This is a genomic window from Bacillus sp. OK048, from assembly GCF_900103525.1.
Taxonomy (GTDB): Bacteria; Bacillota; Bacilli; order Bacillales; family Cytobacillaceae; genus Neobacillus.
Genome location: NZ_FNHN01000030.1, coordinates 1 through 12,114 on the forward strand (window position 1 = coordinate 1; position 12,114 = coordinate 12,114).

Consider the following 12,114-nt stretch of genomic DNA (forward strand, 5'->3'; position numbering starts at 1 on the left):
AACCATTTCGCTTTTTCAAAGCCTGCCGTTTTAGTTCCGTTAACGGGTGCGTTTCTACAATAAGTGGAGACGCATTTTTCTTATTGAAGTAACGTGGCAGTTTAGCACAACAAGGAATTGTGAGTTTTACACAAAAAAATGTTAAAAATGATATGATTAATTAGACTTATGTAAGATTTTAGGGAAGGTGATAAATATCAATAAACTTTTTAATTACACCACCATATTAACAATCTTTCTTTTAATTTTATTTGGTTCGGATATGATTAAACAAACAACTTTTGTCATTCTATTTATTCCTTTGAGCCTTTGTGTGTTAGCGGTCGGAGTAATTCAATTAAAAAAAACCTATAAAAAATAGAAATAATAATGAAGAAGAAGCAAATACATTTAAAGATTTTTTAGAAGAAAGAATCAAATAAAAGAGCAACTTAAAAAAAAGTTCCTTATTTGTTTTTTATGTTGCCATACAGGGATTCTTCTTGCATTAACTCCCTTTTTGGTGAATTCCTTATTATGCTAACGAAGCAGGTTAGTACAATTAGAGCCTTTTTTAAATACACCAAAGAGGGTGTATTTTTTTATGAGATTCTCCCCTTAATGCAAAAATAGGTAGTCGTATTCATTATTATTAGTTTGGTAGACCTCCTCATCTATTTGGTGAGGTACTTTATTGAACAGATTATATATAAATGTTTATATATAAAAGTTTACATATAAGTATTTTTAAGATAAACTATATCTAACTCTTAAGAGTTGGGGAAGGTTGTCAAGACAATTGTTACTTAGTGTAAAGACAGTGTTTTTCGTAAAATATTTTAAAAATACAAATGTTGGGGATGCTATTTAGAAATTTGAAAGGATGATTAGAGTGTCTTTACGTTATGGCATACTTGGATTATTAAGCAAATGGGAAGCTAGTGGATATGATATAAAAAAAGAATTTGATAATGTCATGAGTATTTTCTGGCATACTCATCTCTCGCAAATCTATCCTGAATTAAATAAGCTTGAAAACGAAAAATTAATTAGCAGCAAGCTTGTTCCACAGGTTGGGAAACCAGATAAAAAGGTTTATTCAATTACTGAAATTGGAAGTGAAGAGTTGTTCAAATGGTTACTTGAGCCACACGAAACACCTAAAATAAAAGATTCTTTTCTGATGCAAACATTTTTTCTGGACAATATCCCAGCTGACGAAGTTCTACTTAAACTAAAAATGTATAAAAAAGATCGCCAGCAGCGATTAGAAAAGATGAAGGAAATAATAAAAGAGAGGTTAGGAAGTATTAAAGAGAGAAATGTTATGAAAGCAAGAATTTTAACTGCATCAGCAGTTCTTAAGCGTGGAATTGAACAAGAAATCCAATATATTAAATGGTGTGAAGAGACAATAAAGTTAGTTGAATCATGTAAATATCTTTGGGAAAAAGATGAATATTATCTGACACAGAGCACTAAAAATGCTGAATTACAGTATACCGCTGCTATTCCTTTTACTGAAGTTGAAGATGTCTTTTTAAAGTATTTTGCAGATATATTAGATGAAGTTAATTAATTATAGGAGAAATATAATATTTGCAATGAGTAAATTATGAGAATGGGAGTTATTAATAAATGGTATTAATATATTTTTTAATTGGATACATTGCATTATATTCAGTAATATGGCTACATGAGGTTGGTCATGGGATAATGTTTGCTAAATACAAATGTAAAGAAAATCCTTTCAAAGTCCATGTACCATTTTATTTATTTTTTTCTACACCAAGACCTGTGGACGAAGATAAGGCTAAAACGTTGAGTCTTAAACAAATCTATAATGTTGGGATTGGTGGAATAGTAGTTAATCTAATATTTGGTATTCCAATATCTATTATTTTACTGTTAACGGATTTTCAGAACACATTATTATTCTATTTTTTATTTTCCTTTGCCTTATTCCATTTGGTAGAAGCTGCCACTTATATGGTAATCAGCAACATTTTCCTTTCAAGTGATATGGTATTAGTCCAACAATACAAACCTAAATTGAGAATACCTTTCTTTATAATTGGTTTACTGATAGTTAGTCTAATCATCTACATGCTTATCAATTGCCCAGAAAGCTGGAGACTTGGATATATTATAACTATTGTTATTATGACTCTTTGTATGGTTTTAGGAAGAGTTGTCTTTAGTAGAATAAATACAGCTAAATAAAATTGTTGTGTTAGTTGAACATGAACAGAGGAAACCCCATTTATTAAGGTTTCCTGTAATTTTTACGTAATTGTCAACATTAAAATTAACAGAGCCATCATTTAAAAGGAAAACAATGTGTATTTAAACGATTCGGCTGTGCTGACACATCCGAACGAAAACTATATGAAGAAGTTTGTGAAGGATTATACTTAAATTAACGGGTAGCAAGAGTTTAAGAACGATGGTACCAACTGCGGTCCTTTTTTTTATTGAAGTAACTGGCAGATTAGTTGAATAAGAGGAATTATATAAATTGTCTCTAATTAGTAATTAAATGTAACGAATAAGTCTATTTTACCTTGGGGGAGATAAAAAATGAAAAAGAGAAAAGTAGGAATTTTCCTTTATGATTATGTTGATATTTTAGACTTTTCTGGACCAGCAGAAGTTTTGTCATTAACTTCGAATAGTAAGGCTGAACAATCTTTAACCCTTTACAAAAAAGAATTGTTACCGACGAGACCATTTGAAGTATTCACAATAACGGAAAATGGAATGCAAATTAAAACTCATTCAGGAATAATAGTAGTGCCTGATTATAGGATTGATAATCACCCTGAATTAGATATCTTGATTATTCCTGGTGGACCTGTAAGGGCTGTACAATCTATGGTTAAGAATAAAAAAGTTCAAGAATGGATAATTAAACATAAAAATATATGAATACATATGCTCAGTTTGTACAGGAGCAATTATTTTAGGTGAAACAGGTTTGTTAAATGGAAAAAGGGCAACGACTCATCATGTAGCATTGAAAATGCTACAAGAAAGTTTTCCCGACATTCGAGTGGTATCAGAAAGCAAAGTCATACAAGATAGTAACCTCATAACTTCTGGTGGTGTTTCGTCAGGCATAAATATGGCACTATATCTTGTAGAGAGAATTTTAGGAAAATCAACAGCGGAAAGAACAGCTACAACAATTGAATTTGAGAAGAATTTGTGAAGGTTTATACTTAAACTATAGGGTGCTTTAGCTAAATAAGGAGAAATGAAATTATGAAAAAACATTGTTGTGAGGATATGGCTTATCATGCAAATTTCAAGTGTGATATACATGAAAACCCTTTTGAATGTCCCGACAAAATAATCATATTAGATGAAAAGGATAAGGACTATGGTTTAATAATTCATGATGGTGGAACGTCAAGTATCGGAATAGATTTTTGTCCGTGGTGTGGTGGGAAACTATAATTTTGGATACTTTCTTCTTTCACTAACGGGGGCTTATGTTTAAGATCATAAATAAAAATACCAAGTCATTGCTGCACAGTACAACGATACTATGCAATAGAAATGATATTCCACAATCGGGCGTGTTGTGGAAGAACATCAGTCTAGTTCCCGGAATAAAATAAGGAGGAATAGGCTTTTTTACTTCAAAATTCTTGATGTTTTTCTATTGGTAACCCTTTGACAGCAGCTGGTAAAATTGGGGTCAACTGCTGGAAAAAACATGGCAGAGGTGGTACCTTCTTGTGGCTGTAATCAGGTATGATAGGCTCGTTTGCCTGATGAAACTTTAGCTTCAGCCTTTTAAGACAAATCATACCCACAGAGGCTACAAGTCAAGTCCTTAAACTCCTATTCTATGGCTACATATAAACAATGATAAAGAGTGCTCCATATCTATGTTTTGTTGTTGATACTATATATAATGGCCCTATTGTTGAACGTGATTCTCAACTAAAGAGATAGTTTAATAAAAATAATGTCGAATGTATGTTCTTGAAGTAATATGATAAAAAACAAAGGAGTATCAACGTCTATGGAAAAAGTTGAATGCGTTGAATTAAAACATTTTTCGAATGAATATTTAGATGTATTAAATTCTTTTGAACTTCCTGAAGAACAAGTGCAGTTCACTGCATTACCAAACAAAATCTTAGAAGCGACAGAAGGACAACATCGGATTGTTATTTTAAGTGAGAATGAACCAGTAGGTTTCTTTTTATTGCATTCAACTGAACGAGTAAAGGAGTATTCAGATAATCCGAAAGCTATGTTGTTAACTGCTTTATCTGTTAATCATGAGAAGCAAGGAAAAAGTTATGCTAAACAAGGTATGCTCTTGCTAAGCGATTTTGTTAAATTTGAATTTCCTAACTGTGATGAAGTCGTTTTAGTTGTAAACCATAAAAATCTTCCTGCACAGCGACTGTACTTAAAAGTAGGTTTTGAAGATACAGGTAAGAGAAAAATTGGTCCTATTGGTGAACAGTTTATAATGAATTTATGGTTGCAAAATACATAAACTTTCGGTGAGCTTTAGTTGAAGCTCGTGGGTTGCTAAGGCAACTCTTTTTTTATTGAAATAACGGTGCAGGTTAGCATTCCTGTAGATCGTTAAATATCAGGTTTGAAAAAAATAGAGCCCCTCAGTAAGATACGAGTATAGAGTCCAATCTAACTCAGAGTCTTAAGGAGGAAGCCCTACTATGAATTTTAAAATGCAAGACAAACAAAATCAACTAATTGAAAGAATTTCCGATACACATCTTATTGTGGGTGTTGATATTGCTCAACAACTACACGTTGCAAGAGCAGTTAACTTCCGCGGAATTGTAGTCGGAGACCCTATTACATTTGAAAATAATGAAGAGGGGTTCGTTAATCTATTAAACTGGATTCATGATTTAAAAAGATTAAAAAACCTAGATGCAGCAATAGTAGGTATGGAACCTACAGGCCATTACTGGATTAACCTGTCAAAATGGTTATATAACCAAAACATTGAGGTAGTAACAGTCAATCCCCACTTAGTAAAAAGGAATAAAGAGAATCGTGATAATACGCAATCAAAAAGTGATAAAAAAGATGCACTCGTTATCGCAGATATGGTCAAAAACGGCTACTACTCCTTTATTCGTCCATCTTCAGAATCATTTGAGAAACTTAGAGTTCTAATGTCTAACCGTGATGTAATTGTTAAACGTCTCGTAATGTCTATAAATCAAATAAATCGATGGGTGGATGTTGTCTTTCCAGAGTTGCGACAAGTGTTTAACGATGTTTCGTGCAAAGGAGCAATCGCAACCCTTCGTTTGTTTCCAACTCCAAATGAAATATCTTCGATGGATTCACTAGATGTCCAGAGGGGGTGGAAGTCATTAATGAAAAGACAACCAGGACCTAAAAAAGCTCAATTACTGATCAGTCTAGCAAAAACTTCTATAGGAACGGGACAAGCACTTGATGCTTATAAATTCCATCTAGAACAATTAATAGAAGAATATGACCTCGTTGTAAAACAACTCGAAAGAGTTGAACAACAAGTTAAAGAAGTTCTCTATAAAATACCATTTGCAAAAAAACTACTTACGATTAAAGGGATAAGTGAAATTTCATTAGCTGGGATACTAGGTGAGTCAGGAGATCTAAGTGGATTCTCTCACGGAAACTCTCTATTACGACATGCGGGATTACATCTAGCTGAAGCAAGTTCAGGCAAATGGAAAGGTCAGATTGTGATTTCAAAGCGTGGAAGGTCCAGACTACGACGCTTCCTCTACTTAGCAACTATGAGCCTTGTGATGAATAACCCTGAATTTAAAGCCCTACATTCCCATAATGTGAAGGTCAAGAAGATAAAGAAAATGAAATCAATAATGAAACTGATCGGTAAACTAGCAAGGATTTTTGTAGGGATAGCACGACGAAACGAGTCTTACTGTCCTAATAAAATACAAGAATTAATCCCTTTAGCTGCTTAGAAATAAAACATTAGTTTATAAATATACCAATTAAAAAATTGACTTTAATTTTGAATGTTGTCTTATTCGTAGGATTTCAAATATGTACGGAGTACCAGGTTTATTCAACAAAAGGGCACTGTGACCCATCAGGTTAGCATAACTGGCCTCCACCCCTTGGATAGGCATGACGAAGGAATGAGAGGGCAATTAACCCGTTGAGACATGGGAGGGAAAGCCTCCAGGGGCGGCGTGGAGATGTACATTATATGGTAAAATATGGAGTGGTAGCTAACTCCTTTATTTAACTATGCCTTCACGAAGCCAAATGATCTGAATTCATTCCAATTACCCGTCATTCTATTTATAGAGGTTATGAAATCCTGCGAATAAGTGAGCATTCAAGAGATATTCGTATCAAACTGAGGGAGTTGAACAAGATGAAACCAATTTATTGTTCATTCGTAATTATATTAAGAACATCAGAAAAATAGCGATTCAATCAATTGAAAGGTAATTACATAAGGATTTGCTTTTATTGTAATTTTTACATATATCGAAAGTGGAGGTTTACAAATGAAACATTCTACGAAAGTAACAGAATGCCCTAAATGTGGTGGAAAAGAATTGGGGAAAGGTAAACAACATAGTGGATATGCAGCTATGTATCCATCTAATAAGTTTAGCTTTGGGTATGATGTTGAATACATTATTTGTACTGAATGTGGATTTATAATCGAAAGCTTTGTAGAAAAGCCAGAGAAATTTAAGGGGACACTTTAGATGTTCTTCAAGTAACAGGAGCATTACTTGAACAAAGGTAATGCTCCTTTCTTCTTCAAGTAAAGTGGCAGGTTAGTTTACTAAAAATTTACAACTTATATCAGTTGTTAGTAGTATAATTTTACTTATAATAGAATTTTTCGGGTTGGGATAAAATGAATTTCTTATCAGCAATAGCTAAGGCTTTTTTACAATTTGGAGCGATTTCAGTAGTCGTAATATTAGTTCTTATAATTGGTATTTTCTATTTATTTAAGAGTGTTAAAAAGAAAGATATGTAAGTACCGAAAGAAATTGAAAGCCTAATAATTATGTGACAGACTTCAACTGAACGTTTTTTAACTTACTAGTGCAAGAGTTCAACAGTCGTTTCTTTTACTAATGGGAGGTTAGTAGAATAAGCTATGCCTTTGAAACAACTTATTAAATTTCTTTCAGGGAAAGGAGATTGAATTTGAAGAAAATAACTGTTTTCATCCTTCTTTTATTATTGTTAGTAGGATGTAGCCAAAGTAATGTTCAGCAAAATACAGACTTAGAGGATTTTATTTATTCTATTGTAGAGGATAAAAATAAAAGTGAGATAAGTATAAAATCACTGACGACTTTCGACTGGGATAAAGCATTCCTTTTCTCACCTTATAGTACACAAGAAGGTATAGAAGAACAATTGGGTACTGACTTCAAAGACCCAAGCAATATCAATACGAGAGACGATATATACCTATTGGTTTTCCTTAACGGAGGTAAAGTCGTTCAATATGTTGAAATTAAACGTCAAGGCTCTGACTTTTCAATAAGGAAAAAGGGACAACTTACTCCATCCGATGATGTTATAAGTATTGAAAGGCATTAAAAAGGAACTTTCCTTGTTGTTGTAACGGGTGCGATTCTTCAATAAAGAAGGGTCGCCTTTTCATTATTGAAGTAACGAAGCAGGTTGAAGAAGCATTGTCAAACAAACTGCATAATTTCTATGGAAGTATTCTATGGTAATATAATAATATATTAGAAATTAAGATTATTTATTTAATCTGAATGGAGAGGGATTGTTTGTGATAGTGCGTTCGAAGAAATTAGATGGGAGCTTTAAATCCAGCTCTTTTCTGATTGGACTTGGTTTATTGGCGGGTATAATAACAAGGTTGACGGATTTTTTTCCATATGATGACCTATGGAGTTTCAGCTCAATAGCGACTTTATTTGGCTTCTGGATGTTAACGGTAACATTAGTGATATACGTTAGTTCTTCAAATAAAAATGCTGCTATTAATGTTTTCTTGTACTTATTCGGTATGAATTTCAGCTTTTACTTTTTGAAATATATACTTGGCTTTTTTGTTCCAAGATTTTATGATGAAGGGTTTCAATGGAATCTATTTATACTTTATAATATTTTGGCTGTAGTATGTAGTGCTATTGCTTACGTGCTATACTTCTGGAATAAAGATAATAAGCTGAGCAGCTTTTTGTATGCATTACCAGTAAGCGGATTAGTTGCGGAAACAATTGGTATAAGTATCTATTTGTATAATAATCATACTTTTTTATTTCAATTGATTTTTGATTTCCTGAGTCTGATAGTATTAGGCTGTTGGTTTTATAAAAAAGCAAATAATAAATTGATTTATATAATGACAATTGTCGCTGTATCTTCCATAGTCTATTTTGTGGTTTACCGTCCATTTCTCTAAGTGTTTTCCATTTTGCATAGAAGTTATATTAATATTTATAGAATAGGTTAAACAAGGCAACCTTTTTTAACTATTGCTTTTTTGATATTAATTCATACTTAAACTCCCTCAGTTTAATACGATTTTCTCCCGAATACTCGCTAATTCGCAGGATTTCATGTACCTTGATATTTCTTAACGATAGAATAAAGGGGGCAAGATCCATTAATAGCTTCGTGGAGGCATAGTTAAATAGAGGAGTATAAATGAACTCCATATTTTACCATATCATGTACATGCTCCACGCCGCCCCTGGAGGCTTTCCCTCCCATGTCTCAACGGGTCATTTGCCCTTTCATTCCTTCGTTATGCCTATCCAAGGGGTGGAGGCCAGTTTTGCTAACGGGATGGGTCAGAGCCCTTTTGTTTAAGTAATCTGGTACTCTGTACATATTTGAAATCCTACGAATAAGCCAATATTCGATTAGTATGATAACTAAGGTGTATAGTTTACTATTACTTTTTCCATGTCCTTAATAAAAACGGGTCATATTCTAAAATTCCATTACCACTAAGCTGCCATAGGTGTTATTGTTTGAAGTTTTTCAGAATTATAGGATTCATTTCTTCGAGCCATTCCTACAAAAATTCTAGCCAATTTACCAACTAATTTCATAATTGATTTCATTTTCTTTATTTTTTTAACCTTAACATTATGGGTATGAATTGCTTGAAATTCTGGATTGTTCACCACAAGGCTCATCGTAGCTAAGAAAAGGAATCGCCGTAGCCTTGACCTTCCACGTTTTGATAAAACAATTTGTCCTTTCCACTTACCAGAACTTGCTTCAGCTAGGTGTAATCCTGCATGTCGAAGTAGCGAATTACCATGAGAAAATCCACTAATATCTCCAGCTTCACCTAATATGCCAGCTAAAGATATTTCACTAATTCCTTTAATGGTAAGCAGCTTTTTAGCATAAGGAATTTTATTCAGTACATCGATAACTTGCTTTTCAACTCTTTCGAGTTGTATTATTGCTAAATCATATTCTTCAAGTAATTGCTCCAAATGAAATTTATAAGCATCTAGTGCTTGTCTTGAACCGATGGAGTTCTTGGCTACCTGGAGGAGTAATTGGGCCTTTTTTAATCCAGGTTGCCTCTTCATCAGAGATTTCCAACCCAAAATAATCTCATGAGGCTGCTTGGTGGCCAATTCCATAGGAGTTGGAAATAGGCGAAGGGTTGTGATTGCTCCATTTGCAGTAATATCTTTAAAGACTTGACGGAGTTCTGGAAAGACAATATCTACCCAGCGATTTAACTGATTGATAGAACTAACAAGTCGCTTAACTACTACATCACGATTAGACATTAGGACCCTTAGTTTCTCAAATGATTCTGATGTGTATCTAACCTCGGAATAGTAGCCGTTCTTTACCATATCAGCTATAACTAATGCATCTTTTTTATCACTTTTTGACTGAGTATTATCACGGTTTTCTTTATTCCTCTTTACTAAATGTGGGTTCACCGTTACTACCTCAATATTTTGTTTAAGGAGCCATTTTGAAAGATTGATCCAGTAGTGTCCAGTTGGTTCCATCCCAACAATTGCTTCACATAGGTTGTTTAATCTTTGAAGATTTTTAATCCATTTAAGTAAACTAGTAAATCCTTCTTCATCATTTTTGAATGTAAGAGGATCTCCGATCACAATTCCACGGAAATTTACGGCTCTGGCGACATGAAATTGTTGTGCAATATCCACGCCGACAACAAGATGTTTAACAGAAATTCTTTCTATTAGTTGATTTTGTTTGTTCTGCATTTTAAACTTCATAGTAGGGTTCCTCCTAAAAGTTGTGAGTTAGAGTGGTGTCTATACTCATATCATACTGAGGAGCCCTATTTTTTTCAAAGTCGAAAAATAAAGATCTACAGGAATGCTATCGGGGTGCAAGAGTGGAAGAACGAGGATTGCTGCGGCGATCCTTTTTTGGTATTGAGCTAACGAAGCAGGATAGTGGTGCGAAATGTTTCTAGCTTAAATTGAGAATGGTTACATTACTCTGGTAAAGGCTAGACAGTTCCTGTCGGAACTGAAGGATTATATCGAAGAATCAAATGACGGGGTAACGCCCTGAAGGGTTCTCTCTTAGTCGAATAGCACTGGATTTAGTAAGAATAATAGTGTTATAAGCTCGGCAAAAAGGCGTGAGAAATTACCGTACCAGTTCGGCTGACGAAATCCTACTCGATGGAGTGGTGTAATTCATGATGCTTGAGTTGAATGAATATGGTGAGAATGCGAATAAACCTACAAGAAATGGTTAAGCTGACGAACTTCTGAATGTACGGGTCTATACCTGCAATACATAGAAATGTGTATATCACCAAATTGTGAGGTTAGATGTGGATGAGTAAGACTCGCTAATATGAAAATCCATGATACGTTACAGGCGTATGAATACTAACAGGCTTAGAGGAAGCACCTAAGTTTATTCTATAATAGATATAATTCAACATTGTAAGCTGATAACGTGGAAGGCTTACTCCTAATGAAACGGTAGTAAGGAAATCAATAATGATATTAGTTATTGCATAACTTACTTTGTATCAGTGAAAGTGGTGGCACAGTACCGATGAAATGTCTAATCTACATGGAGGGATAGCCACTAGACTAATGAAGAATCAATCAACCATGTAAGACAGTTCTTTATCGGTTAATAAGGTTCTTGTCAGACTAAAAGAGGTTCAACTCCCAAGGGAGTCACCGACTTGTTAAAACGAAAGAAACTGCGGCACAATGAGTATTATGATATGCAACAGTGTTTTGATAATTTATATGCTCAAAGTGTCGATGGTCAAAATTTCTACAATTTAATGAAACTAATTAGTTCGAATGAAAATATACGTCTTGCTTATCGAAACATCAAAAGAAATACTGGGAGTAAAACAGCAGGTTCAAATAGATTAACCATCGAGGATGTAAAACATCTATCTGTGGAAGAAGTGATTGAAAAGGTTCGATTAATGATAGGTTCGTACGAACCTCAAAAAGTTAGGCGTGTGTTCATACCAAAAGCGAATGGCAAAGTAAGACCACTAGGAATTCCAACTATATGGGATAGAATCCTCCAACAGTGCATTTTACAAGTGTTAGAACCTATTTGCGAAGCAAAATTTCATAAACATAGCTACGGATTCAGACCGAACAGAAGCACACATCATGCCAAAGCTAGATTTGAGTTTCTTATCAACCAAACAGGGCTCCATCATTGTATAGATGTTGATATTAAAGGCTTCTTTGATAATGTCAACCATAGTAAACTACTGAAACAAATTTGGTCATTTGGGATAAAAGATAAAGCATTATTATCAATCATTTCAAAGCTTTTAAAAGCAGAAATTGAAGATGAAGGAATACCATCACGAGGCGTGCCGCAGGGTGGCATTTTATCACCGTTATTATCAAATATTGTCCTAAATGAACTAGATTGGTGGGTAAGTGACCAATGGGAAACTTTCAAAACAAGGTTTAATTATAAATACCCTGGAAAATATCAACCAATGAAAAAGACTAATTTGAAAGAATGCTTCATCGTAAGGTATGCCGACGACTGTGTGCCACGAAAACAACCAAAGTGTGCGTAAGCACACAAGGAAGTTATGCTGCACAAAAGATGAGAGTAGGCCTCTCGCAATCGCTATACAGG

General features: G+C 34.0%; 11 protein-coding genes and 1 pseudogene. 11 read left to right on the top strand and 1 reads right to left on the bottom strand.

What is annotated here, in order from left to right; genetic code table 11:
* Positions 1 to 871 precede the first annotated feature (871 nt).
* The 10 genes from BLR86_RS25240 (at position 872) to BLR86_RS25285 (ending at position 8,413) form a co-directional block, all read left to right on the top strand.
* The gene (locus BLR86_RS25240; RefSeq protein WP_175493053.1) at positions 872 to 1,558 is read left to right on the top strand and encodes a PadR family transcriptional regulator; all 687 of its coding nucleotides are present in this window, start codon (positions 872 to 874) and stop codon (positions 1,556 to 1,558) included.
* Positions 1,559 to 1,617: 59 nt separating this feature from the next.
* Positions 1,618 to 2,202, top strand: coding sequence for a hypothetical protein (locus BLR86_RS25245; protein WP_090768487.1), 585 nt, complete (start codon positions 1,618 to 1,620; stop codon positions 2,200 to 2,202).
* Between the two features lie 357 nt (positions 2,203 to 2,559).
* Positions 2,560 to 2,907: a DJ-1/PfpI family protein gene (locus BLR86_RS25250; protein ID WP_090768490.1), complete on the top strand. Its 348-nt coding sequence runs from the start codon at positions 2,560 to 2,562 to the stop codon at positions 2,905 to 2,907.
* 4 nt (positions 2,908 to 2,911) lie between these two features.
* Positions 2,912 to 3,190 carry a DJ-1/PfpI family protein gene (locus BLR86_RS25255; protein ID WP_302847260.1) on the top strand — a complete coding sequence of 93 codons (279 nt, stop codon included), beginning with the start codon at positions 2,912 to 2,914 and terminating at the stop codon, positions 3,188 to 3,190.
* A gap of 53 nt (positions 3,191 to 3,243) precedes the next feature.
* Positions 3,244 to 3,438: a DUF6980 family protein gene (locus tag BLR86_RS25260; protein WP_090768496.1), complete on the top strand. Its 195-nt coding sequence runs from the start codon at positions 3,244 to 3,246 to the stop codon at positions 3,436 to 3,438.
* 574 nt (positions 3,439 to 4,012) lie between these two features.
* The gene (locus BLR86_RS25265) at positions 4,013 to 4,498 is read left to right on the top strand and encodes a GNAT family N-acetyltransferase (RefSeq protein WP_090768499.1); all 486 of its coding nucleotides are present in this window, start codon (positions 4,013 to 4,015) and stop codon (positions 4,496 to 4,498) included.
* Between the two features lie 184 nt (positions 4,499 to 4,682).
* The gene (locus BLR86_RS25270; protein ID WP_090768504.1) at positions 4,683 to 5,957 is read left to right on the top strand and encodes an IS110 family RNA-guided transposase; all 1,275 of its coding nucleotides are present in this window, start codon (positions 4,683 to 4,685) and stop codon (positions 5,955 to 5,957) included.
* Between the two features lie 555 nt (positions 5,958 to 6,512).
* On the top strand, positions 6,513 to 6,719 hold the full coding sequence (locus BLR86_RS25275) for a transcription initiation factor TFIIIB (RefSeq protein ID WP_090768507.1): 207 nt from the start codon (positions 6,513 to 6,515) through the stop codon (positions 6,717 to 6,719).
* Between the two features lie 454 nt (positions 6,720 to 7,173).
* Positions 7,174 to 7,575 (top strand): hypothetical protein, encoded by a 402-nt coding sequence (locus tag BLR86_RS25280; protein WP_090768510.1) that lies wholly within the window; start codon positions 7,174 to 7,176, stop codon positions 7,573 to 7,575.
* Positions 7,576 to 7,780: 205 nt separating this feature from the next.
* Positions 7,781 to 8,413 (top strand): hypothetical protein, encoded by a 633-nt coding sequence (locus BLR86_RS25285; protein ID WP_090768516.1) that lies wholly within the window; start codon positions 7,781 to 7,783, stop codon positions 8,411 to 8,413.
* Between the two features lie 550 nt (positions 8,414 to 8,963).
* Here BLR86_RS25285 and BLR86_RS25290 read toward each other — a convergent pair.
* Positions 8,964 to 10,238, bottom strand: coding sequence for an IS110 family RNA-guided transposase (locus BLR86_RS25290; protein WP_090768513.1), 1,275 nt, complete (start codon positions 10,236 to 10,238; stop codon positions 8,964 to 8,966).
* 938 nt (positions 10,239 to 11,176) lie between these two features.
* Between BLR86_RS25290 and BLR86_RS25295 the strand changes: the two are divergent.
* Positions 11,177 to 12,019: pseudogene (locus BLR86_RS25295) on the top strand (reverse transcriptase domain-containing protein); the annotation flags it as partial.
* Between the last annotated feature and the right edge of the window lie 95 nt (positions 12,020 to 12,114).